This window comes from Allofrancisella guangzhouensis (genome assembly GCF_000815225.1).
In the GTDB taxonomy this organism is placed as follows: Bacteria; Pseudomonadota; Gammaproteobacteria; order Francisellales; family Francisellaceae; genus Francisella; species Francisella guangzhouensis.
Window position 1 is genome coordinate 67,246 of the sequence record NZ_CP010427.1, and the last position, 25,259, is coordinate 92,504.

Here is a 25,259-nt window from a genome sequence, read left to right on the forward strand (position 1 = left end):
ACTAAAAATATTCATTTAAAATTTGATGGATCCTTCTTTGTATTTCTTCTAGCGGTAAGCTAGCATCTATTTCTATAGCATTACTTGATGTTTTTACAAGCTTTTTGAATATACTTCTAGTTCTTTCAAAAAATTCTAAACCAGCTTGTTCTATTCTATCTGGAGAATCAACTTTTTTTGCTCTTTGTAGTCCAACTAGAGGTTCTATATCTAGATAAATCACTAGATCAGGCTCACAATTACCAAGAAAATTACTATTTAAAACATCTATTTTTTCTAAATTTAAACCTCTACCACCACCTTGATAAGCTATACTAGACCAGTAAAACCTATCCGAAACAACGTTCACACCCTGTTCTAAAGCTGGTAGAATTAGGTTTCTAGAATGTTGGACTCGACCTGCGTAAATCATTAGTAATTCGGCATCTGGGTGAATCTCTTCGTCATAATTATTATGAAGAATAAGATTTCTCAACTCTTCAGCTATCTTTGTACCGCCTGGCTCACGAGTGTAAATAGCTTGAATTTTCTTTTCAGCAAAAAAATTTTTGATAAACTGCATAGCGGTACTTTTACCTGCACCATCTAAACCTTCTATAACTAGAAATTTACCTTGCATCACACTACTAATCCCATTCTTACTAAACGAAAAGACCAACTATAGTAGCTGATAAAAAACTCACTATCGAAGCCCCATAAACAATTTTCAAACCAAACCTTGCTACTTTGATAGAAGCTTTTTTACTAACAGCTTGAATAGCTCCTATGATAATACCAATAGAACTAAAATTAGCAAATGATATCAAAAACACTGATAAAATAGCTTTCGCATGAATTGAAAGCTCAGCGCCTTTTTTAACCATAAGATCCATAGCAGCAAATTCATTACTAACTAGTTTTGTCCCCATAATTTCACCAGCCAGATGCAATTCATGATCTGGAATACGTAGCAGCCATGCCATAGGATAAAATATATAACCTAAAATACCTGTAAAAGTGATTCCGAAGATTGCGTTACATATAACATCTATAAGGCTCAATAACGCTATAAAACCGATAAGCATCGCACTAACAATTACAGCTATCTTAAATCCATCTAATATATATTCAGCTAACATTTCAAAAAAACTTTGCTTCTCAATATTCTCTTCTAGGTTAATATGTAAGTTATCATAATCAAAAGCTTCAGATTTTTCGTAAGGATTTATAATCGTTAGTACAAAAAATGTGCCGAACATATTCATAACCATAGCTACGACCACATATCTAGGATCAAAACCATTCTCTATACTCAACATCCCCATATACGCACCTGCTATAGCAAGCGAAACTGTAGACATAGCTGTTGCTGCCATTGTATATAATACATTTGAAGGTAAATGTCCTATTATTTTTTTATACGCTATAAAGTTTTCTGATTGTCCAACAGCAAGAGAACTAACTGCGTTAAAAGACTCTAGTTTACCCATTCCTGTTATCTTTGATAGTACAAACCCAATCACCTTTATAAGAACTGGTAATATTTTCAAATACTGTAAAATACCAATAATAGCAGACATAACAATAATCGGCATTGCTACTGAGAAAAAGAAAATATGTCCGCCATCCATATCAACTAAGGAGCCAAAGATAAATCTTGTCCCCTCATTAGCACTATTTAACAAATAACCAAACCCAACAACAATTATAGAAATAACTTTCTCACCAATGTTTGACTTTAGAAAGAAATAAGCTAAGCCTATTTGAACTATGAGTATTAATAATAAATAGTTATATTTAATTTTTTTTCTATCACTACTCCAAATATAAGCCAATAAAAAAGTTGTCAAAATACATAATACAAAAAATAAGAATTTAGTAAGCATCTTTTATATATCCATCATTTGTTAATAAATTATCCAACAAACTACTAACCCCAAACCTAAAGGTTTTAGAATAAATATAGTCTTCTGAAAAAAGTTCTTGAGCTAAGTTTATATATTCTACTGCTTGCTCATAGTTTCTTATCCCTCCAGATGCTTTAAATCCAACTGTTCTCTTAGATTTCTTTATTGTCTGTAAGATAATTTTTGCTGCCTGAAGTGTTGCACCTTGTGGTGTTTTCCCAGTAGATGTTTTGATAAAATCAGCTCCATTATTTATAGCATCTTGGCTTACTGTATGTATCAGCTGATCTGGTTTTAGCTCGCCCGACTCAATTATAACTTTCAAAATTTTATTAGCACAGAGCTCTTTGACTTTAGAAATCATCTTACATGATTTATCAGAAAAACCTTTTTCTAAATACTCTTTATAATCTATTACTAGGTCAATCTCATCAGCACCTAATGCTAAAGCTTCTTTAGTTTCAGCTAAAACTTCCTCTATAGGAAAGCTACCTTGTGGAAAATTTACTACAGTAGCAACTCTGAAGTCTTTGCCTAGCTGCTTTTTAACTAATGGAATAAATTGCTTATAAATACAAATTGCGGCAACTGTACCGAACGAATTTTTTGCTTTCAAACATAAGTTAATAATTTGCTGCTCTGTGTCATCCTCACCTAGTTGAGTTAGATCTATTAAAGATACTATTTTTTGTTTATTAATCACCATAATTTGTTCTCAAAAATCGATTTTCCAAACTCTAATTTCTCTACACCCATAAATTCAGCAATACTTTGTCCAATGTCTGCAAAAGTTTCTCTTGCTCCGATAAATTCTGACTCTATATTTTTACCCCAAAGTAAAAAAGGCACACATTCTCTAGTATGATCTGTACCTACTGCTGTTGGGTCACAACCGTGATCAGCAGTAAGAATAACTATAGTATCATCATCTAATATACTATCTAAGTCAGGAATCCTAGAATCTAAATACTCTAATGCTTTACCATAGCCTTTTGGATCTCTGCGATGGCCAAAACTTGAATCCAAATCCACAAAATTAGTGAATACTATACTATTTGGTCCAGCTTGCAAATACTCCTTTATAGTTTGATTAAATAAATCTTCTAAACCAGTTGCTTTAACTTTTTTGGATATTCCTTGATTAGCATAAATATCAGCGATTTTACCTACTGAAATAACTTTACCACCAGCTTTGGTGAGTTTCTCTAATAATGTTGGTGCTGGAGGTAGTATAGAAAGATCTTTTCTATTACCAGTACGCATATACTCATCTGCTGACTCTCCTATAAATGGTCTAGCTATTACACGCCCTACTTTAATATTCATTTCATCAAGTATGCCTCGGGCTACGTTACATATTTCTAACAAACGCTCCAACCCAAAATAATCTTCATGGGCAGCCACTTGAAATACACTATCTGCTGATGTATATACTATAGGTTTTTTTGTAACACAACTTTCACAGCCATATTGTTTTAGAACTTCAGTACCTGAAGCATGTCCTGCATCTATAAAGCCGTCAACCAATTTTGCTTTGTCAACCCACTTATCTATAAATTCTTTATCAAAGCAACTTTGTTCATTTTTAGGCATAAAATAATACCAATCAAACAAAACCGGCACACCTGCTAGCTCCCAGTGACCACTTGGGGTATCTTTTCCTTTACTAATCTCAGCACAATATCCGTACTTAGAGTTTTTAATTTCCTCTCCTTGAGTTGCTATGTTTAAAGCTAAGGCTTGTCCACGGTTTTGTTCTGCGACTTTTTTTAAGCCTTTCTTAGATAAATTCGGCAGACTAATATTCATAGCATTGCTTTTAAAATAGTCAACTATATGCCCTAAAGTATCTGCTCCTAGATCACCAAACTCTACAGCATCTGGAGCTTGACCAATCCCAAAAGAGTCAAAAAGTAATATTACAACTTTTTTATTTCTCAACATATGTACTCCTCCTTTCCCCAACTAACTTTTTATTTGTTAACGTTTTCTAAAAAGGCTATTCTTATTCCTCGCAAAATCAAATCTGGAGAGATTTCATCAAAAATCCCCTCATCTTTAAACAAACTAGCAAAGCCACCTGTAGCTATAGTGTACACATCGTTTGTACCTATTTCCTTAATAACTCTACTTTTAAGCTCTTTCAGTGCACCAAGATGGCCAAAATATAGTCCTGCACGAATATTTGTAACTGTATCATTACCTATAGCCATATTCGGTTTAACAATAGTTATAGATGGTAGCTGCGCAGCACCTTGGCATAATGCATTTAAAGACAACTTAACCCCCGGCAATATACAACCACTTAAATATTTACGGTCTTTAGTGACAACATCTAAAGTTGTTGCTGTACCTAGATCAATTATCACCAAATTTCTATCAGGATAATCTGCTATTGCTCCTATACAACTTGCTATTCTATCTGCTCCTACCTGGTGTGCTTCCACTGCAGACATATCAAGGTTTAGTTTGAGGTTCATATTCACAAAAAAAGGTTTTAGATCGAAGTATTTTATGATAGCTGATCCAAGTGAATAGTTTAAATGAGGAACTACTGAAGAGATTGCACAACCTGTTATGTGATTAGGATCAATATTGTTTTCACGTAAAACTTGACGTAAAAACACCCCCAACTGATCAGAAGTTGAATCCACCGAAGCTGTAGCATAACGTGTCTGATTAATTAACTTATCACCATCAAAAACACCCGCGTGAATATGTGAGTTACCCACATCCATAACTAATAACATCTTAACGACCTTAATTTCTTACTAAACATAAATAAATTTACCTAGCTTAAACATATTAACACACAATTTGTCATTTATTATAAGAAAATGATTAGCTATTCACTATTTTAAATTTATTAATAAATACTAAAACCAAACCCCTTTATTTTCTAAATTCATGATTTAAAAGCACATTTTCTTTTTAGCTATTGACTATAATTAGGCTCTATCCTAGATCTTGGAAAAATAACTTTTGAACAACAAATCTAGTGAGCTTGATCCCAGTTATCACCAAAATCAACGTTTACCTCAAGTGGTACACTAAGAGTAACAGCTTGCTCCATTATAGTTTTTATTTCCTTACAAATATCATCTATCTTATCTTTTGTCACTTCAAATACGAGCTCGTCATGGACCTGCATTATCATTTTGACATCTTTATTTTGTGCTTTTATAAGCTTAGCATTAACATCTATCATTGCTTTTTTAATAATGTCTGCTGCTGTACCTTGCATCGGAGCATTAATAGCTGCTCTCTCAGCAGCATTACGCTGCATAACATTCCTAGAATTTATTTCTGGTAAGTACAATCTTCTTCCCAATATAGTCTCAACATAGCCACTTTCTTGAGCAACTTTTTTTGCAGTATTCATATATTCTTTGATTCCTGGATAGCGACTAAAATATACTTCTATATACTCTTGGGCCTCATTTCTAGGGATTTTTAGCTGCTTTGCTAAGCCAAACGCACTCATCCCGTAAATCAAACCGAAATTTACAGCTTTTGCTTTTCTTCTTTGCTCACTTGTTACGTCATCTATACTTATACCTAAAACCTCAGCGGCCGTTGCACTGTGTATATCTAAACCATGTTTAAATGCTTTGAGAAGATTTTCGTCTTTGGATAAATGTGCCATAATCCTAAGTTCTATCTGTGAGTAGTCTGCTGCAACTATATAATAACCCTCTTCTGCTATAAACGCTTCTCTTATTTTTCTACCCTCAGAACTTTTAATAGGTATATTTTGTAGATTTGGATCAGATGAAGATAATCTACCTGTTACAGTACCTGTTTGATTGTATGAGGTGTGAACCCTTAAGTTTTTATCAAGCATAGCTGGTAATTTATCAGTATAAGTATTTTTTAGCTTACAAAGATGACGGTATTTCATAATTAAATCAGCTACTTCATACTCTTGAGCTAGTTGTGTAAGTACCTCTTCGGAGGTTGAAGCTTGACCTTTTACAGTTTTTTTGATAGCTGGTAATCCTAGTTTTTCAAACAAAACTTCTCTTAGTTGCACCGGCGAAGATAAATTAAATTCTTGTCGACATAGCTCAAAACATTTTTTTTCCAACTCCTTGGTACTGTTTTCTAGCTCTTGGCTTTGTTTAATTAATTTATCAGCATCTATCTTGACACCATTTTTTTCCATCTGATTTAGAATTAAAGTTAATGGCATCTCTACTTCAGAATATAGCTTATTAAGAATTTCTTCTTTGTATAATAAAGCCTTTAAACAATTATACAATCTGAAAGTAATATCAGCATCTTCAGCAGCATACTTAGCTACCTTTTCGATCTCTACCTGGTCTAAAGTTTGTTGATTTTTACCAGTCCCAGCTATTGCACTGTAAGGAATAGGCTCTATGTCGAGATATTCTTTAGAAACACTATCCATATCATGCCTACCATTACTTTTTAGTACATAAGACATAATCATAGTATCATGAATGGTTCCTTGGATATCAATTCCATACTTGGATAAGACTTTTTCATCAAACTTAAAATTATGCGCAACTTTAAACTTTTGATTATCAGAAAATATTGGTTTTAAAGTTTCTAATACAGTTTTTAGCTCAAGTTGTTGTGGTACTCCAAGGTATCTGTGTTGTAAGGGGATATAATATGCTTGTCCTTTATCAGCACAAAAGGATAACCCTACCAAATTTGCCTCATAAGTATCTAATGAATCCGTTTCTGTATCAAATGCAAAACCATCTTTATTTTCTAGAGTTTTCAATAAACTTTCTAACTCTTTATCTGTAAGAACTGTTTTATACTCAATATCTACGGCTTTTACTTCAACAGCTGCCACATCTATATCTAAAGCCTTTAAAAGTGATCTAAACTCATACCTTTCAAAAAGTTTAAGTAAATTTTCTTTATCCATTTCTTTGCATTTTAGATCACCGATAGAAATATTTAGCTTAAGGTCACACTTTATAGTAGCTAATTGGTAAGATAACCTAAGAAGATCTATATTATTACGCAGGTTTTCACCAACTTTGCCTTCTATTTTATCTTTATTTTCTATAATATTTTCAATACCTTTAAACTTTTTCAGCCACTTAACTGCTGTCTTTGGACCAACCATTGGAACCCCAGGAATATTATCAGAGGAATCTCCCATTAAAGCCAAATAATCTATAATTTGGCTAGGTTCCACTTGATACTTTTCTAAAACTTTTGGAATATCTGTTGTAAAATCTTTCATTGAGTCATATAACACTACATTTTCACTCACTAACTGAGCCATATCTTTATCACCTGTGGATATAACTACCTGATAACCCTGAGCTTCAAGCTCTTTTGCTAAAGTACCTATTACATCATCTGCTTCAACGTTTTCTTTGATAATAAGGGGAAAACCCATTTTTTTAATTATTTCATGTAAAGGCCTAATTTGAACTCTTAGTTCGTCATCCATAGCCTTACGATTTGCCTTATATTCTGGGTAGATTTCGTGACGAAAGCTCTTACCTTTGGGGTCAAACACCACTGCAACGTAGTCTGTTTGATACATTACTGGTAATTTTTTAATCATATTGATGACACCCAAGATAGCTCCAGTAGGTTCACCTTGACTATTAGTGAGCTTTGGTAGTGCGTGAAAAGCTCTAAATAAGTACGACGATCCATCAACCAAGACTATTTTTTTCATGAGAAATTTTGTAATAATTTTTATCAGGTTAATACTAATATATATGGATCATTTTGGCAAATTTAAATATCTCATAGACTGTTAAATAAATCCTACAAAAACGCGTAATGTTAAGCAGTTTTGCAGAATGCTCAATGGGTTTTCATGGTTGACAACAATTTTTAAGATTTTGTAAACTCACAATAAAGAAGTATGTTGTTATAACTTACGCAATAAGTGGCGAAACGTTATTTTTAGCCGTCGTTTTGTCAAACCACCTTACTTTTTAGGCAACCGTCTTTTCCGTGGAGACGAGAATCTTTTGGCTTTTATCCAGTACTTAAAATATCTCCGTGTCAAGCACGAAGATGGCTATATTATTACCCACAGATACCCATCTACGCGAGTATGACTTCAGTAGGCTGCCATCACCCATTTTCAGAACTCTTAGGAGCCCACATTTCTAGGATTTCAGAATTATCCAATTCTGTAGCAATATGATTTTCAACTAGGGCCCCTCCAGCTATATCTGTATCTTGGTTTTGATTACGCTTAGCTTCATATTCAGCTATTGATAAATCTCTAAGCATGCGTAGCGTTTCATTCATAGCTGCAAAATCATAAGTACTGCCATCTGCTAGTTTAGCTATTACCTTAGTTGCATTTCGCTCGCGGGCTTGCTCCTGGTAATAGCGGGTCAAAATGTATCTATCCCCATCTTGAGTATCGTTTATAGCTAAATTATCTCCTACATCCTTAACGTAAGTGTCTGAGCCTTCTCCATCTTTTAAGGTATCATTACCGGTAATAATGTTATCATTATTACCTACTAAAACGTCATCTGCATCTGTATCTATTTTAATGTCGGTTTTATATAAAACTGAACCATCAGCGAATTCAAATCCTGTAAGGTTATTGCGACCACTATAAAACTGCCTTACTTTTAAGCCTTGTGTTATATCGTCTCCAACCTGGATAATTAAATCACTTCCATCCTTCTTGAAAGACAAATCATCCTGAGTAATACCTTCCCCAAATGATATTGTATTTAATGTATTAGATCCACCGATTAAAGTGTCAAATCCATCTCCTAAGCTATATTTGATAGTGTTTTTTGAAGTATCTTTATTCAGGTAACTATTGGTTTCCTCCCTATAACTTCCGTAGCTAGCACCATTAGTAGCACTTAAACGAATGATATCATCACCCCTGCCAGCTTCTATAACATCATCACTTATACCTGTATATATAATATCATCGCCATCTGTACCAATAATTGGAGAGTTTATTTGTTCAGAATTCTTATCTAATATCGTCCCGTCTGCTAATTTTATATCTTTGATTTTACTACTATAAAAAAATTTTCTAATCTTTACACCTTGGCTAACATCATTATTTATATTTATTGTCAGATCATTACCATCTCGAATAAAAGATAAATTCTCTAGCGATATCCCCTCTCCAAATACTAATGTATCTCTAGCTTCTTTATATGAAACTTCTGAAATTATAGTATCAAAACCATCTCCCAGATTATAAATTATTGTGTCTGCTGAATCATCTGAATAATAGTTATAAAAACCATCTTCAAATACTTCTCCGTCATCTCTAATTAAATCATCGCCCTTACCAGCAATAATAGTCTCGGAGAATTTAGTCGATTGAATAGTATCATCACCTTGCGTTCCATAATACGTAGGGCTTAAAAACTTATCATCTCTATATATAACTGTACCGTCACTAAATTCAAAACTCTTAATATGATCACTATCGTTCCATTTATTACCTATTACATAATAGTTTTCTAAAATTAATCCTTGAGATTCATCATTATTTATATTTATGATTAAATCTTTTTCTTCTCTCCTAAATGACAAATTACTTAAGCTTATCCCTTCGCCAAATATAACTTTATCTGCTGTATTTTCACGGGAAGAGTAATTATAGCTCCCTTGTTTTATAGTATCTAAGCCATCTCCTAAGTTATAAACTATAGTGTCATTAGTCATATAATTACTGTGGATAATATCATTACCTGCACCTCCAATAACTATATTATTTTCTCCAAGAGTAGTCTCGATATCAGCATCTTTACTACTTCCTATAATCAACCTTTTTCCGTTTATAACTATACCACTACTATTCACAGTTCCAAATTGATTAAGTTCTAGCTGAGATAGTAAAGACAAATCACTATCTCCTTCAAACAACTTATTATAATCCCATTTGTAATCACTAAACCCTTCACCTAATATACTTTTTATATTCGCTACTAAGTTTACTGTAGTTGCTATATTTCCGTCTGATTCAGAATATATATATTCATTTAATCTACTAAAATCAACATCTATCACATTACCATTTGTATTATATGTAAAATCTAATTTCGATAGAATTTCTGGATAAGCTACCTGTTTAAAGATCGATGTCTCTATTGATCTTACAACATCATTGTATAAGCTATTTATTCCGTTGGTACTCATGCCAGTCACACCACCAACTTGACTCCAAGTGTTTACAAATATCTCATCTGTTAATATATTCTCCTGTCCTCTAGTTATAGCGTAACTTCTAACAACTCCTCCATAACTTAGGTTTAATTGCTCGTTAGAAACACTCATACTTATCATATCATTATCTGTTAAAGCTTCTAACGTTTGGATTTTTTCAAGTGTGCGTCTAGTTTTATCAGAAATGTCAAATTTAAAAGTAGTACCGTCCTCTAGTTTTAAATTTTCAATTTTTAGAGTATCTGAAAAATCTGTAGATCTGGTCCATTCACTAATTAAAACACCTACTTTCGACATATCTTTAAAGCTTTCTATTGGATTAGCTTTCATCTCTTTTAAAATATTGCCTAATTCATCATCTAAACTAGCCGCTTTGGATAAGCTTCTAACTCGACCTATACCTTTGATTTCTATACCTAGTTCTTGTATCTCAGCAGAAGCCTCTACTGTATCATTAACAAACTCTCTAATAGCAGGCTCTCTATCTAAAAATAAATTACCAACCTCTGCTGTAGTTCCATCAGTTTTTGTGAAACTACTTATATGAGTTATATTTCCTGCTGCTGTATTTCTTACAACTCTAGTTGCATTGAGATTGATCTCTTTAATCCCAGCTTCACTCAAGCTACTTAGTTCATCTTGCTGTGAGATACCATCTTGATTCTTATCCTGCCAGATTTGAAGCTTCTCAAATTCTTCATCTTTTATATCAAAGACCCCATCGGCGTTAGTATCTAACTCTCTCAATGCATCAAAGCCATTACTAGCTATGCTTCCATCTTCTTTAATAGTATTATCACCAAATAACTCTCGACCTGAATCTATAGTTCCATTACCATCTATATCTCGAACTAACAGACCATCATCTGCACTTACCCAGCCTGTACCATGCTTTACGCTATGACCAGCATGGTCAAATAATACTCCATCTTCTACAGCTATTGTCTCGATGCCATCTCCGTCTAAATCAAAAGTTAATGGGTCACCTCTTCGTACTATAACTCTCTCAGCGCTTCTAGTACGCTCTGCAATATCATATACTTGATCTAATAATACGTTTTGTGCTGTTGTAAAGTCCAAACCTAATGCTGTCTCTATTATGCCTTTGATAAAACTATTATCTTTAAGTGACTCAACAAACTGCTCTTTAACCTCTATACTTTGATCTGATACTGCTTCAGCAAGGTTACTAACTATAGCATCTCCTTGCTCGCCTCCAAGAGACTCTTGAATAAACTCATAGTTCTCAAGGATACTTGCGTAGTTATTAGCCACTGTTTCATAGCCCTCAATGTTACTAAGCATTTTCTCTAAGCCAGCTTTAACTGCTATAATTGAATCTAACTTAGCATATGGATTATCAACGCTTGCAACTCCTAATTCATTAGCTACTTGACTAATAGCTCTATCCCAACGATCCATACTAGATATCTCTTGCCTTAAAGCTGCACTTTGAGCATCTAATGTAGATAAAATTTCCGCTAGATTTTCTACAACTAACTCCCCAGTTTCTGAGAGCAACGTTGTATTAAAAGTAGACTGGTTTGCATCTGTAAAGTATGTAATACTATGACTAGCTGGACCTCCATCAGTATTACTATACATCATAACCTGACCTATAACATATTCCTGACCTGAGATATTACCTGAACGACTAACTACATCGCCTACCGTAATATGTGAGTAAGCAACATTGTTAATCGAGTTTGCAACTTCTGAACCATACTCAGAGCGAATATACTCTCCTGCTTGTGGAGCATTAAAAGTATCTACTTGGGTTATAGAGATATTATCACCATAAGTTTTATCAGTATACGCAGCTTGTACTTGTGCTAAATAACCTCCTAATGAGTGTCCTGTGAATATTACTTCTGTTGAAGTGTTCCTTGTATCAAGCACACTCTTCACAAACTCATTAGCTGAATTAACTTGGGCATTTGATATCTCTATTGGACTATATTCATTTACTGCCAAGATAGCATCTGCTACCAAATCATTAATTTGAGATGGTTCTGTACCTCTACTTGAAAAGATTACTTTATCTGGGTTATCACCATGAGAAATAGCCATCCCTGTAAAACCATTTAATGAATTACTTTCTGCTTTTACGATATTATATTGGTCAAGTGAATCTACTAAAGTCGAATTATTCATTAGATAGCTTGCTGTACCAGCATCTAAGCCATCTCGGATTATATAACTACCATCTGCATTAGTTACAAAATTTCCTTTTGCATCTGTTTCATAAAACTGTTTACCCAATGATAGTGGTTTACCATCACTTCCAACTTTAATATTACCCTCAAATACATTTGAATATATTAGCCTATCAAATACAGCATTTTTATTGCTTGTAGCTTGTATTGCATCATTAAGATTTGTTTCTAATTGATTTGTAGAAGTTGTGTTGCTCATAATATTTCCCTCTTTATTTATTGTCTAATTGTAAAACTTGTTTATATAATTGCGTGTCTATTAATGGTATGTATTCTCTTCTAACTGCTATCCATACTAAATCATCTGGATTATCCTGTTTTCTCCAGTATGGAACTGTAGGTTTTCCATAGTTCTTAAATAAATGAAACTCTCTAGCTATATCAGCTAAACTATGAATTCGGTCTGCTGTACTATATCTAAAAATTGCATTTTGACGCTTTTGCTCATCTTTAATTCCAAAATAAGTCTTGCAATACTTCTCTATACTATTTTTCTCACAGCCATATATGCGTAGCCAGCCCCAAGCATACTTTTGGATATCGCCATCATTTTCAAAATCTGACCAGTTATAATCTATATTTTTATCTACCGCTTCATCTATATATTTATCAAAAGTCAAACCTTTGGGTAAATCATATACAGCTACTTCTAACTCATAACTATATAGATGTAATGATCTAAAATAATTATTAATATTCTCTATCATCTCTAAAACCTTAAGCATTCCTTGTGGAGTTTTTGGAGCATCTACATAGATAGTGTTGTATACCCTTATATATTCATGTCTTTGCTTTATTTTCTCTTTCATTGGAATACTGTTATTGAATAAAACTGCTAAAGTCTTTCTCATCTCACTTATAGGCTTTTGATACTCGCCGTCTACAGGATTTGCCCCATCAATACTTGCTCGAATCACATTATTTGTACTTACAGCATCTACATAAGATCTAAAAAGAGCCTTCCAGTCCATAGCTTGTTTAGCATTGCCAAAGTTATCTACTACCTTATTAGATTTTTCATAGTATGAACCTCCAGACTCTAAATCTTTATAACTTAAATCTTTAGCCTTAAAATTATACCCACCTAAATTACTTGAGTAGCTGACATCCCAAACTTCAAACTTGTCACCTTGATACTTCTCTTCTAGACGCTTCTCGATCTTTGCTTTAACCTCCGGATAACCAGTTAGCCAATCTAAAAGCCCACAGTACCCCATCGCTGGAATTGCCAGTATTGTTGCTAGTAGTAGTTTTTTGAGTTTCATTCATTACTCCTATTGTTAACTAAAAATTCCCCTTCAAGTGTTGAAGGGGTGGCAGTCGCTAGACTGACGGGGTAGTACTTTTAACTTTTGTAGTTTACCCTCTAAATAAAATAACACTCCTTCAATATTAAATTTAACATCTTCATCTAATATTCTCTCAATACCCAAACCTAAACTTTCTAAATAAACTTGCCTTTGTTCATCATATTCAAACTTATTATTATGGCTAGAACCATCTACTTCTATTACTATATTCAAACTAGGACAATAAAAATCTACTATGTAATTACCTATTATTTTTTGACGATGAAAGTCTAGATTCAATAACTGCTTATTTCTAAGTTTATTCCACAATAACACTTCTGATAAATTGCCTGCTTGGCGCAATTCTTTTGCTCTTTGCTTTAATTTAGAGTTATAAGGTAATTTAATATTCATATAGTAAAAACTATCTCACCGGATCAACTAAAAATGTAGATTTCAAAGTACTACCCCGTCTTGCTATGCAAGCCACCCCTTCAACGCTTGAAGGGGAATTGTTCAATACCGCTGATACTTCTGCTGTTGACCCTGCTAATTGATTTGACATAGTAACTCTCCCTTTTATTTGTTTTCTGATATTATTTTTTCAACTGCTGGATAATATTTTGTTTTATCTAATGGTGTAACTTTTCGACCATTTTTAGCTTGCCAGTATTCATTCACATACTTCCTACCACTTTGTCCTGTTATCCTTTCTACAGTTGGTTGACCATAGTTATCATATATCTCAAAATATTTAGCTACATCTTGGATGCTGTGAATTTTGTCTGCTTTTAGAGTACTTTTGTCTACCTTAACTAATTCCTTCTTTTTTTCTGTTCTGTATTTAATATTACAGGTCTTATCCCAATCTAGTAAACTATCTCGACATGATTTAATATTTAAATACCCCCACGCGTATTTATATAATTCCTCATCTTGATATTTATCTGCTATAGAAAAACCTGACCTTTGATATTCCCTTTGTAACTTTAACCATTCGGATATGTTAAACTTATCAGGCACATCAAAGGTCTCGATATTTAAGGTATACTCGCCTACATCATGCTCTTGAAAATATTTATTTACTTCATAGACCATTTTTAAAACTTTATAAATTGACTCAGGATCTTGTTTAGACTGAATACTAAGACCAATACCTATTCTAACTAAGCCTTTTTTATCAGCTATTAACTTACTGGCATCAACTCCATCTTCATACATATAGTCAAGCGTAGAATCCACTATTTTCATGGTCTCCTTAGCACTCATTTCTACAGGAGTTACTGAACCAAAACCTGCGACAAAATTATAATTATCACTAACTTGTGATATATAAGGCTTAAGTATTCTTTCCAAATCTCTTTTAAGCATTTCCTTTTTAAAAACATTTGCTGCTATTACACCACTCTCAGGAAAGTACGAGCCACTTCCTGTGATATCTTTGGTTATATCCTTAGCTTTAAAGTTATAACCTTTGAGATTATCTGAGTAAGTTAGCTCAAGTATCTCAAATTTATCGCTATTGTATTTTTCAGTTAGCCTTTGACTTAGTTTCTCTCTAACCTCCGGATATCCAGTTAGCCAGTCTATAAGCCCACAATATCCCATAGCAGGGATTGCTAGTATTGTTGCTAGCAATAATTTTTTCATACTTAAGTCCTAAATAAAAATTGGCCAATTTAATTTTAGCTTAAAATATGGAGATTACAAATACAAGGAGAAATTTATATTTTATGCACATTAGCGGGTCAGTAGTTATTAAAGCCGATGCCCAGAAAATAAAACTGCTTGAACATAATGAGTTTTTTATTTTCCATTGGCTTATAATTACGTTAGCGTAGTGCTAGGCAATTTTGCATACCATTCTCCTCTTGAGAGGAGTACCCTGCTTGCAGGGGGAGGTGTGGTTGCCATGAAAAAAGTACCTCGCTATTGCTTACACAGTAAGTGGCGGAACTAATTTTCATTCTTTAACTATTTTTATTTATAAATATTCTATTTGCTTTCATCCCAAATCCTCATAGGTTCAGGATTAAACCTGGGATGACAATTATGAAAATGGTGTAAAAGCGTCTAACCTTAAATCTATATCCAAATACCACCAGTTCTCCTTACTGAAACTTTTACATTTAATAGCGTCTTTATACGTCATTATTACAGTTTGTGAATCATCAATAGTAGAAAAATCCTCTTTACTAAACTTATGATGATCTTTAAACACTTTTTTATCTACTATATCTAATCCACAATCTTCTAAGCTAGCAAAAAATTTATTAGGATTACCAATACCTACTACAGCAACTACTGATTTTTTATCAAAATCTCTTATAGGCACACGCTTAGCCGAAGAAATATTTACAAACTCAGTGGCTATAATTTTAGTAAAGGTAACATTCTGATTATAGGATAGTAACAACTCTTTGTCTTTTAGAGCACACTCACCAATAACTATTATACTATCTACTGACTTTAACCTTTCTATAGGCTCTCTCAGCGGTCCAGCTGGTAAACACAAACTATTACCAAACATACGTAAAGCATCAATAACTACTATCTCATAATCTCTAGCTAACTTATAATGTTGTAAGCCATCATCACTAATTATTATATCTGTATCAGGATATTTTTTTTCAATAAACTTAATAGAGTCTACTCTTTCAGGGCTAATAACTATAGGAGCCTTACAATCCAAAGAATCATAAAGCATAGCAGGTTCATCACCGCATTGACTAGGAAGAGTATCTTTGTTTACTTCAAAAGGATATTCAGCAGATTTAGCACCATAACCTCTACTTATAATAACTAGTTTTTTATTTTGCCTGAGATAGTTCTCAGCCAACCTCCTAACTACAGGAGTTTTACCTGTACCACCTACAGAGATGTTACCAACGACAACAACTGGTATTTTAGATTTATATTTGGATTGACATTGTTTTTTTTTACGAAAATCAGCAATCCTTGAAAAAACAGCTGATACTGGTTTTAGCAAAAAACTCACTAAACTAGCCCCTTGCTGATACCATATTTTATCTAGCATTTGAATCTACTCAAGACCTGATTGATACAATTTACTATACAATCCATTATTCTCTAAAAGTTCTTGATGCTTGCCACTCTCAACAATTTTGCCACCATCCATAACTACAATTTTATCAGCATTTTCGACTGTACTTAACCTGTGTGCTATTACTATAGTAGTACGTGATGTTGTTAGATTTTCAAGCGCCTGCTGGACAACCCTTTCAGACTCATTATCCAAAGCACTTGTTGCTTCATCAAATATAAGTATCGGAGCATCCTTTAATAATGCCCTAGCTATAGATATTCTCTGACGCTGACCTCCGGAAAGTTTAGAGCCATTATTACCTATCCCTGTATATATACCCTCTGGTAAAGTTTCAACAAATTCATAAGCATTAGCTCTTTTTAAAGCCTCTATAACTTCTTGCTCTGTCACATCTCTATCTGTACCAAATGCTACATTATTATAAACAGTGTCATCAAATAGATGTACGTTTTGTGAAACCATCGATAAATGAGAACGTAGATTTTTTAATGTTAAATCACGACTATCAACACCATCAATATAGACTACTCCCTCATGTTGAGCATAAAACCTTGATATAACACTAGTAAGTGTCGTTTTTCCACTGCCAGATCTACCAACAAAAGCTACTGTCTCACCTGCTTTAATATCAACACTTACACCATCTAAAACTTTTTGCTCGCCAAATGAGAAGCTTAAGTTTTTAACGCTAATGTTACCTTTAACTTGAGCTAATTCTTTACTTCCCGTTTCTTTCTCTCCTGGGTAATCGAGTATGTAGAAAATATCTTCTGTTGCTGCTACAGCTTTTTGAATAACAACGTTTACTTTGGTTAAGTTTTTAATAGGTTTTAATATAGCTGCAGCTGCCGCAAAAAACGAAGCAAATGATCCAGCTGTTAGCCATGAAGCACCACTTTCATTAGTACCAAAAATTGCTATAGTAAATAAAGAAAAAGCTAAAACTAATGATGCTATAATTTGTATAATCGGAGAAGTCAGCGCGTCTAAAGCAATTGTTTTAATTTGCTGTGAATATGTATAATCTAAATTTTTGAAGAATTTGCTTTCTTGTTTTTTCTCAGCCCCAAAAATTCTTATTTCTTTGTAGTTTCTAAGGGTTTCTTCTGCAGTGTGTGTAACATCCCCCATTGATGATTGGGTATTCCTACTTAAGGCCCTAAATTTTTTATTTATTAAAGCTATAAATAAACCCAAAAAAGGCCCTACTATGATTAAAAATAAAGATAATTGCCAACTTGAAACTACCATTACTATTATTAATCCTATTACAAAAGTACCATCCTGAACCACAGTAATAATTGCTGTAGAAGTTGCTTCTGTCACTTGATCAACGTTGTATAATAATCTAGATATAATTTGCCCTATAGAATGCTTATCAAAGAAACTTGCAGGAAGGTTCATAAACCTTTTATATATTTCTTTTCTAAACCTATAAACCACCTTCTGCCCTAAAGAACCTATAAAATATTGTGAGATAAAAGACCCTAAAGATCTTAAACCTAATAACCCCACCATACCTAATCCCATCAACATTAGGATTTGACCACTTTGCTTAGTAATGTCTCCATCCGGCCCAAAACCATAATTCAAAATTGGATTTATCAAATAAATCATTGATGCATCTGCTGCTGAAAAAAAGATGCTACCAATAGCTGCAAGCGCTAAAAAATACCATAAGTGACTTACTTGCTTGAGCAATCTTTTATAAAGTACTGTTACTTTTTCTCTATTTATGTTCCCAGAAAGGTTGTTAGAGGAATCTGTTTTTAAATCTATTTTATCTATTAAATTTGCCATATAACTGCTAAAAAGATACTAGAGTATCGAAAAAAACTAATCACATAAACCAACATTATACACTTTTTTCTGATAACATAAACAGACAAATAACCATAGCTTTATCAACATGAAAACCTATCTAGTAGGCGGCGCTGTTAGAGACATGCTACTTGGATTAACTCCAAAAGACAAAGACTGGGTAGTTGTAGGAGCTACTCCAGAGCATATGCAAAAATTAGGATTTAAAAAGGTTCTGTCAAATTTTCCGGTATTTATTGACCCCAAAACAAAACATGAATATGCTCTAGCAAGGACAGAACGTAAGGTTTCTAAAGGATACCACGGTTTTGAGCCAGATTTTTCTATAGCTACAACACTAACAGAGGATCTAAAACGCCGTGATCTAACCATCAACTCAGTTGCATTGGATGAAAACAACAATATCATCGACCCATTTAATGGGCAACAAGACATAAAAAATAGAATTCTCAGACATACCTCAGAAGCCTTCTGCGAAGACCCTCTTAGAGTTATTAGGATAGCTAGATTTAAAACGCAACTATGCGAATTTAACTTTAAAATAGCAGATGAAACAAAAAAAGTGGTCTATAAAATACTAGAAACTGATGAACTTCAACATATAGCAAAAGCTAGGCTATATGCGGAATTTATAAAATCACTAAAAAACCCTCGTATTTTTTTTGAATCTTTAAATGAATTGAAAACTTTAGAACCACTTTTTCCTGACATTCAGAAACAATTAGGTTTAATACCCCCCATAGATTTTTTTTACAATAAATTATATAAGTTAGCAACTGATGATACAAAAATAGCCTTAACTTTCTTTAACATAGATCGAAATTCGCTAAATAATATTAGAAAAGAGTTATCTTTAACAAATAACCAATATAAATTAATGATCGCTGTCAATTATATGCATAGCATACTTGATCCTAAAGAAAAAAACTCATATGAAAAAATTTTATCACTTCTAAAAAATGCAAATCTACTACGAGATAAATGTCTATTTAGTAAAACTATAAAAGCATATTTACGTTTAACAAAAATCTTAAAGCAATCCAGAGACACAGATAAACCAATCAATAAAATTAAAAAAATATGTAAATTAGTTTCAGAAATAAATAAATTGGATATTAAAAACCTAGCAAGCACAATACCAAAGAGTCAGCTCAAACTAAAGGTTCACCAACTACATTTAGATATTGTCAAAAAACTATATTTTTTATGATACAATAACTTAACGTTTGAATTAGTAAACTATATGTTCTATTGAATTTAAAAATGAGAAAAGTTGGTAACTTAATATTTCCAACTAATATTTTGCTTTGTGCTGTTGCTATCATAATCATAGCATTTTCAGTTTTCGTACTGAATTGGAAACCATGTCCTATGTGTTTGCTACAGCAATGTAGCGTAGCTGCGATAGCGGTCTTTAGTACCCTTGGATGGATTAAAAGAAAATTACCTATTTTTTCACTGGTAATTAGGATTATTATCTTTATAGTTATTATTATAGGGCTTTATCTAGCTGCGGACCAAACATATATCCAATATTTTGCAACAAATATCCCTTCGTACGATAGTTCGTGTAGCGAATTAAGCAATAACTTCATAATACAAGCTACAAAGGTCTTTACAGGCACTATAGAAAGTTGCTCTGATACCTCTAAAGAAATTTCCGGTATTAGCTTAGCAGTTTATAGCTTAATGTTCTTCACAAGTTTACTAATTATAAATACAATTTCTTTTTTTATAATTCTTTTTAAAAAGGTAGAAAATAAATGTTAGATTACAAAAAAACTCTGTCCAATGTAAAACAAAAAATTCATGGCAATAAAAAAAATTACTTAACCTTTGTTATAGTAACTTTAATTGTTACCTGGCTAATTTTAGGGAAACTTGGTATCTCAGTTGCTATTATGTATTTTACACTTCAATCAGATCTCATAAAGAAACAACTCTCGAAATTAAAAGATAAAAAAATTGCATCTATTGCTATAGTAATTGGAGCAGCTTTAATATTCGGTGGAATATTTGGTTTTACAAGCTTTGTACAAAGTTTAATCAAACATGGGATGGCGTCCTATGTACCTCAACCAGTAGCTGTAACATCATCTGTAGTTAAAAAAACACAGTGGAAACAAATCATTAATACTATTGGTGAAGCACAAGCCATCCAATCAACTGAAATATCATCTCAATCAGGTGGTATTGTCAATGAAATACACTTTAAAAGCGGCCAAGAAGTGAAAAAAGGAGACTTACTTTTCAAGCTTGACACAAGCCAATTAAAAGCAAATTTAGAAGAAGCGCTCTCAAAGCTAAAACTCGCTAAGTTAACTAAAGATAGATATGACCAACTAGCCGAACAAAAAGCAACATCTAAAGAAACTGCTGATAAAGCTGATGCTGATTATTTATCCACTCTAGCACAAGTACAGAATATTGAATCCCAGATTGCCTTCAAAGAAGTCAGAGCACCTTTTGATGGTAAAATAGGTATTAGAAATATAAGTTTAGGTCAGTATTTTAACAATGGTGACAGTGCGGCCACATTGACGAAAATAGACCCCATATTTATCACCTTCCCAGTACCTCAAAATAAAGTTAGCCTAATTAGTGTTGGTCAAGAAATAAGCTTCTACTCAGACTCTTTTCCAGGAGAAACTTTTAAAGCAAAAATTACCGCTATAAATTCCTTTATTAATAAATCAAATAGGTCAATCATGACCCAAGCTACTTACAAAAATCCTGACCGTAAAATTTTTCCAGGCATGTTTTTAACCGTTCATGTAAACTTACAACCAAAAGAAGATTCTATAGTTATACCACGAAATGCTATTTCTTATAGCTTATATGGAGAGTCTGTATATACTTTAGAACCTGCGATTGACAAAGACGGTAAAACTCAAAAAGCATCCTACACATCAACTGCCAAGGGTGGTATGGAAACTGTAAATACTGATAAAACTCTCTACAAGGTAGGGCAAGAAAATGTACAAGTTCTAGAGACCAGAAATAACCTAGCGCTAGTATCTGGACTTAAAGCTGGTACTACTATAATTACTTCTGGGCAGAATAAAGTTCGTAAAGGATCAAATGCTGTAATAAATAATGATGTGAAAATAGACAATAACATATACGATGAAGGAATCCAGTAATGAAACTTATTGATATCTTCATCAGAAAACCAGTCTTATCACTGTCAATAAGCTTTATGATTATTGTTGTTGGAATCGGATCTTTTTTTACATTGCAGATTAGACAATATCCGTATATAGACAGTGCTACGATAACCATATCCACTAGCTACCCAGGGGCTAACCCATCTACAATTCAAGCATTTGTGACTAGACCTCTTGAATCATCTGTTGGTACCTCAAAAGGTATCGACTATATGACTTCTGAGTCTGCTCTAGGCACTAGTACTATTACTGTATATGTTAAACTTGGATATAATTCTAATGATGTACTATCTGAAGTTGTCCAGAACGTCAATGCTGTATTAAATAGACTACCACAGGATGCCTATTCTCCTTCGATTAAATTAAATCCTGCTGATAATTTTCCCTCTTTAATACTTGCTTTTACAAGTAAGTCTATGAATACTTCTGAAATATCGGCTTATGTAAACTCAGAACTAAAACCTAAACTACTAGCTCAAGGTGGTTTAACAGATGTTAATATTTGGGGGTTTAAACCTTATGCTATGCGTATATACCCAAACAAAGAACGTATGGCAGAATATGGGATAACACCAACTGAACTAGCAACAGCGGTTGGTTCGAATAGTTTAGTTTCTGCTGGTGGACAAATTCAAGGACCATACCTTAATTACACTCTTAATCCTCAAACGAGTATGTCATCTTCTCAAGAATATGAAAACTTAATTGTTAAGAAATCAGGTGATCAGATAATTAGATTAGAGGATGTCGCTAAAGTGGAACTTGGAGCACAAGATTATGACTCATCTGTAACTTTTGATAATAAAAATGCTGTTTTAGCTGGTGCTGTAGTCTCACCAGAAGAAAACCCCCTTAGTGTTGTAAGCAAACTTGTCGATCAGCTGCCAAGTATAAAAGCAAGCTTACCAAATGGGTTAGATGTTGATATTGCATATAATAGTACTCTTTATATAGAAAGCTCAATTGATGAAGTTATACATACTTTAATAGAAGCTGTAATTATTGTATCAATTGTGATGTTTTTATTTTTAGGGTCACTTAGAGCTATTATCGTACCGATTATTGCTATCCCCTTATCTATTATAGGCTCTTTTTTCTTAATGAAAATGATGGGATTTTCAATAAACTTACTCACCCTATTAGCTATGATTCTCGCCATTGGTTTAGTAGTAGATGATGCCATTGTAGTACTTGAGAATATTTATAGACATATTGAAGAGGGTATGGAACCTTTTGCTGCAGCTATCAAAGGAGCTCGTGAGATAGCTAACCCTGTTGTACTAATGACTCTAACTTTAGTAGTTGTATATGCCCCTATTGGCATGATGGGTGGATTTACAGGTCAGCTATTTACAGAGTTTGCCTATTCTCTTGCTGGTTCAGTTCTAATCTCAGGCCTTGTTGCTTATACACTTTCCCCTATGATGTGCTCAAAAGTTCTTAATCGTGAGATGATGAACTCAAAATTAGTGGTTTTCATAGATAAGTTTTTCAGTAAACTAACAGCCAAATATAAAGCTCTCTTAGAATTTGTATTAGGAATTAAACCAGCCATAGCTGTAGTTGGCGTAATAGTTCTTGCTAGCTGTTTTATAATGATTAGAGATATTAAATCAGAGCTAGCACCCAATGAAGACCAAGGCTTTTTAGGTATAATGGGCACAACTCCTTCATCAGCTAATATCAACTATTTAGAAACATTTAGCAAACCTCTTGAAAAAGTTTTAGATGAAACTCCTGGTAAAGAAAATGTTTTCATATTAAATGGAGTTATGGGCTCAAACGTAATATTTGGTGGCTTTATAATGAAACCATGGAATGATCGCTCTGTTTCCCAAGGTGAAGTTGCAAACTTAATTCAATCTGAAGTTACAGAACTTCCAGGTATCCAAACTTATACATACCAAACACCATCTCTTCCCGGAATACCTCGTGGAGCCCCTATGTCATTAGTTATCCAAAGTATCAATGACTATGAAGCTATAAATGAAGTGACAAACAAACTAATAGCTAAAATGATGAAAAGTGGTTTGTTTGTATTTGCTCAAAGTGACCTTAAATTTGACAACCCCGTTATAGACATTGATATTAATCGTGAAAAAGCTGGTATGCTCGGCATTACAATGTCTGACATTGCCAGAACATTACAATATTCATATGCTGGAGGCTATATAAACTACTTCTTCTTAAGAGGCTACAGCTTCCAAGTAATACCCCAGTTAGCTCGTAATGAAATGCTCACTGAGGAGCAACTAGGCAATATTTACATCCGTTCAGATACTACTGATAATCTATTTAACTCTGAGCTACCATTGTCAGCTATACTTAGTTTTCGTACAGAAGGCCAGCCTCTTACATTAAATACATTCCAACAGCTTAACTCTGCAACGATTTCTGCTGTTATGTCACCAGGTGTAACCCAAGGTCAAGCTATAGACTACGTTGAGAAATTAGCAAAAAGCGAACTTACTGAAGGATTCTCTTACAACTTCTCAGGTTCTGCTCGCCAATATATTGAAAATGGTAATACTATGATGATTGCTTTTGGTTTTGCTATTATTCTTATTTTCTTAGCTTTAGCGGCTCAGTTCGAGAGCTTTAGAGACTCTTTAGTAATCCTTGTAACTATACCTATGGCTATATCTGGGGCCTTAATACCTTTATACTTAGGACAATATTTAGGAGCTGGCTGGGCCTCGTTAAACATATATACGCAGCTAGGTTTGGTAACACTTATAGGATTAATTTCAAAACAGGGGATTATGGTAGTTGAGTTTGCTAACCACTTGCAGAAAGTAGATGGGCTTAGCAAATATGATGCTATTGTTAAATCATCTTCTCAACGCCTTAGACCGATACTTATGACTGTATCAGCTATGGTTGTAGGTGTTATACCACTTGTAATCTCTTCAGGAGCTGGTGCGATTAGTAGAAATTGTATCGGTGTCGTTATCTCTAGTGGACTAGTAATAGGAGCTATATTCTCGCTATTTGTGTTACCTGTGGTGTATATGTATATAGCCGAAGATAAAACTATTGCGGTTAAAAAAGAAAAAGAGCAACAAAAAATTATCGATAATCTATCTAATGAGCAGCATTAAACTTCTTGGCTTAACTTTAGAGATCCTATCACAATCGCCAAAATTTACCATTCCATATTCTTAGATTAAAGAATAATAAAAAAGTTGCGCTGGTTACTATCCTTCTAGTTTTTCAGGCTTTTTACCGTAGTAAACAAACTGATCAAAGTCATGATGTCTATAAACATCATGACTTTCATAATAATTATATATAACTGAATATTTCTTTTGTGTCCTTGTTGGCGCACTATCATGTAAAATTTTTCTCCCCTGCATTATTAATAAATCACCTGCACTAGCATATATTTCCTCATCCTCTAACCATGGTTGCTTTCTGCTCGGGTGAGATCTCGGGATTTTAGCTCTTAATGGTGCTTCTGTATTATCTAGAAGAGATAATAGTACTGTGATTCCATTAGTGTCGTAATGTAAACCTAAAGCGCCACCTCCAGCAGGATATGCTTTTATATTTATATCTGAAACAGGGTAAGGAGAAACTATAGCATCAGCACATGTTACAATTTGAATGATAGGTAATATAGAATGATAGATAGCTTCCAATTCTGGAGT

18 protein-coding genes are annotated in these 25,259 nt (G+C 33.5%); 4 read left to right on the forward strand and 14 right to left on the reverse strand.

Features of this window, described 5'->3' with window-relative positions:
- Nucleotide 1: 1 nt before the first annotated feature.
- The 13 genes from tmk to msbA form a co-directional block, all read right to left on the reverse strand.
- Nucleotides 2-619 carry a dTMP kinase gene (gene tmk / locus SD28_RS00360; protein WP_039122985.1) on the reverse strand — a complete coding sequence of 206 codons (618 nt, stop codon included), beginning with the start codon at nt 617-619 and terminating at the stop codon, nt 2-4.
- A gap of 22 nt (nt 620-641) precedes the next feature.
- On the reverse strand, nt 642-1,865 hold the full coding sequence (locus SD28_RS00365) for a NupC/NupG family nucleoside CNT transporter (protein WP_039122987.1): 1,224 nt from the start codon (nt 1,863-1,865) through the stop codon (nt 642-644).
- Nucleotides 1,855-2,592, reverse strand: coding sequence for a deoxyribose-phosphate aldolase (gene deoC / locus SD28_RS00370; protein ID WP_039122989.1), 738 nt, complete (start codon nt 2,590-2,592; stop codon nt 1,855-1,857). Before deoC ends, SD28_RS00365 begins: the two co-directional genes overlap by 11 nt.
- Nucleotides 2,586-3,830, reverse strand: coding sequence for a phosphopentomutase (locus SD28_RS00375; RefSeq protein ID WP_039122991.1), 1,245 nt, complete (start codon nt 3,828-3,830; stop codon nt 2,586-2,588). Before SD28_RS00375 ends, deoC begins: the two co-directional genes overlap by 7 nt.
- 29 nt (nt 3,831-3,859) lie before the next feature.
- The gene (locus SD28_RS00380; RefSeq protein WP_039122994.1) at nt 3,860-4,636 is read right to left on the reverse strand and encodes a type III pantothenate kinase; all 777 of its coding nucleotides are present in this window, start codon (nt 4,634-4,636) and stop codon (nt 3,860-3,862) included.
- A gap of 245 nt (nt 4,637-4,881) precedes the next feature.
- Nucleotides 4,882-7,560, reverse strand: coding sequence for a DNA polymerase I (gene polA, locus SD28_RS00385; RefSeq protein ID WP_039122996.1), 2,679 nt, complete (start codon nt 7,558-7,560; stop codon nt 4,882-4,884).
- 407 nt (nt 7,561-7,967) lie between these two features.
- Entirely contained in the window at nt 7,968-12,464 is a 4,497-nt protein-coding gene (locus SD28_RS00390; RefSeq protein ID WP_039122997.1) for a calcium-binding protein, read from the reverse strand.
- A gap of 13 nt (nt 12,465-12,477) precedes the next feature.
- Nucleotides 12,478-13,530, reverse strand: a complete 1,053-nt coding sequence (locus SD28_RS00395) for a hypothetical protein (RefSeq protein WP_039123000.1) — start codon at nt 13,528-13,530, stop codon at nt 12,478-12,480.
- Nucleotides 13,531-13,563: 33 nt separating this feature from the next.
- Nucleotides 13,564-13,968, reverse strand: a complete 405-nt coding sequence (locus SD28_RS00400; RefSeq protein ID WP_039123002.1) for an endonuclease domain-containing protein — start codon at nt 13,966-13,968, stop codon at nt 13,564-13,566.
- A gap of 10 nt (nt 13,969-13,978) precedes the next feature.
- Nucleotides 13,979-14,119 (reverse strand): hypothetical protein, encoded by a 141-nt coding sequence (locus SD28_RS08035; RefSeq protein WP_157698609.1) that lies wholly within the window; start codon nt 14,117-14,119, stop codon nt 13,979-13,981.
- Nucleotides 14,120-14,133: 14 nt separating this feature from the next.
- Nucleotides 14,134-15,204: a hypothetical protein gene (locus tag SD28_RS00405; protein WP_039123004.1), complete on the reverse strand. Its 1,071-nt coding sequence runs from the start codon at nt 15,202-15,204 to the stop codon at nt 14,134-14,136.
- Nucleotides 15,205-15,604: 400 nt separating this feature from the next.
- Nucleotides 15,605-16,591 carry a tetraacyldisaccharide 4'-kinase gene (gene lpxK / locus SD28_RS00410; RefSeq protein ID WP_039123007.1) on the reverse strand — a complete coding sequence of 329 codons (987 nt, stop codon included), beginning with the start codon at nt 16,589-16,591 and terminating at the stop codon, nt 15,605-15,607.
- Between the two features lie 6 nt (nt 16,592-16,597).
- The gene (msbA, locus tag SD28_RS00415) at nt 16,598-18,421 is read right to left on the reverse strand and encodes a lipid A export permease/ATP-binding protein MsbA (protein ID WP_039123009.1); all 1,824 of its coding nucleotides are present in this window, start codon (nt 18,419-18,421) and stop codon (nt 16,598-16,600) included.
- Between the two features lie 109 nt (nt 18,422-18,530).
- Here msbA and SD28_RS00420 point away from each other — a divergent pair, with 109 nt between their 5' ends.
- From SD28_RS00420 to SD28_RS00435, 4 genes are read left to right on the forward strand one after another with little or no spacing between them, the layout of a single operon-like run.
- Nucleotides 18,531-19,652 (forward strand): tRNA CCA-pyrophosphorylase, encoded by a 1,122-nt coding sequence (locus tag SD28_RS00420; protein ID WP_039123012.1) that lies wholly within the window; start codon nt 18,531-18,533, stop codon nt 19,650-19,652.
- Nucleotides 19,653-19,705: 53 nt separating this feature from the next.
- On the forward strand, nt 19,706-20,212 hold the full coding sequence (locus tag SD28_RS00425; RefSeq protein ID WP_039123014.1) for a disulfide bond formation protein B: 507 nt from the start codon (nt 19,706-19,708) through the stop codon (nt 20,210-20,212).
- Entirely contained in the window at nt 20,206-21,585 is a 1,380-nt protein-coding gene (locus SD28_RS00430) for an efflux RND transporter periplasmic adaptor subunit (protein WP_039123015.1), read from the forward strand. Before SD28_RS00425 ends, SD28_RS00430 begins: the two co-directional genes overlap by 7 nt.
- Entirely contained in the window at nt 21,585-24,710 is a 3,126-nt protein-coding gene (locus tag SD28_RS00435) for an efflux RND transporter permease subunit (RefSeq protein ID WP_039123016.1), read from the forward strand. The genes SD28_RS00430 and SD28_RS00435 overlap by 1 nt, the downstream gene beginning before the upstream one ends.
- A 96-nt stretch (nt 24,711-24,806) precedes the next feature.
- Here SD28_RS00435 and SD28_RS00440 read toward each other — a convergent pair whose 3' ends face one another.
- On the reverse strand, nt 24,807-25,250 hold the full coding sequence (locus SD28_RS00440; RefSeq protein WP_039123018.1) for a hypothetical protein: 444 nt from the start codon (nt 25,248-25,250) through the stop codon (nt 24,807-24,809).
- Between the last annotated feature and the right edge of the window lie 9 nt (nt 25,251-25,259).

Coding starts and splice junctions, on each gene's coding strand:
- SD28_RS08035 (WP_157698609.1), bottom strand. CDS start 14,119: ATGTCAAATCAATTAGCAGGGTCAACAGCAGAAGTATCAGCGGTATTG.
- SD28_RS00390 (WP_039122997.1), bottom strand. CDS start 12,464: ATGAGCAACACAACTTCTACAAATCAATTAGAAACAAATCTTAATGAT.
- msbA (WP_039123009.1), bottom strand. CDS start 18,421: ATGGCAAATTTAATAGATAAAATAGATTTAAAAACAGATTCCTCTAAC.
- tmk (WP_039122985.1), bottom strand. CDS start 619: ATGCAAGGTAAATTTCTAGTTATAGAAGGTTTAGATGGTGCAGGTAAA.
- SD28_RS00365 (WP_039122987.1), bottom strand. CDS start 1,865: ATGCTTACTAAATTCTTATTTTTTGTATTATGTATTTTGACAACTTTT.
- SD28_RS00375 (WP_039122991.1), bottom strand. CDS start 3,830: ATGTTGAGAAATAAAAAAGTTGTAATATTACTTTTTGACTCTTTTGGG.
- SD28_RS00405 (WP_039123004.1), bottom strand. CDS start 15,204: ATGAAAAAATTATTGCTAGCAACAATACTAGCAATCCCTGCTATGGGA.
- deoC (WP_039122989.1), bottom strand. CDS start 2,592: ATGGTGATTAATAAACAAAAAATAGTATCTTTAATAGATCTAACTCAA.
- SD28_RS00430 (WP_039123015.1), top strand. CDS start 20,206: ATGTTAGATTACAAAAAAACTCTGTCCAATGTAAAACAAAAAATTCAT.
- lpxK (WP_039123007.1), bottom strand. CDS start 16,591: ATGCTAGATAAAATATGGTATCAGCAAGGGGCTAGTTTAGTGAGTTTT.
- SD28_RS00395 (WP_039123000.1), bottom strand. CDS start 13,530: ATGAAACTCAAAAAACTACTACTAGCAACAATACTGGCAATTCCAGCG.
- SD28_RS00435 (WP_039123016.1), top strand. CDS start 21,585: ATGAAACTTATTGATATCTTCATCAGAAAACCAGTCTTATCACTGTCA.
- SD28_RS00420 (WP_039123012.1), top strand. CDS start 18,531: ATGAAAACCTATCTAGTAGGCGGCGCTGTTAGAGACATGCTACTTGGA.
- SD28_RS00400 (WP_039123002.1), bottom strand. CDS start 13,968: ATGAATATTAAATTACCTTATAACTCTAAATTAAAGCAAAGAGCAAAA.
- SD28_RS00380 (WP_039122994.1), bottom strand. CDS start 4,636: ATGTTATTAGTTATGGATGTGGGTAACTCACATATTCACGCGGGTGTT.
- SD28_RS00425 (WP_039123014.1), top strand. CDS start 19,706: ATGAGAAAAGTTGGTAACTTAATATTTCCAACTAATATTTTGCTTTGT.
- polA (WP_039122996.1), bottom strand. CDS start 7,560: ATGAAAAAAATAGTCTTGGTTGATGGATCGTCGTACTTATTTAGAGCT.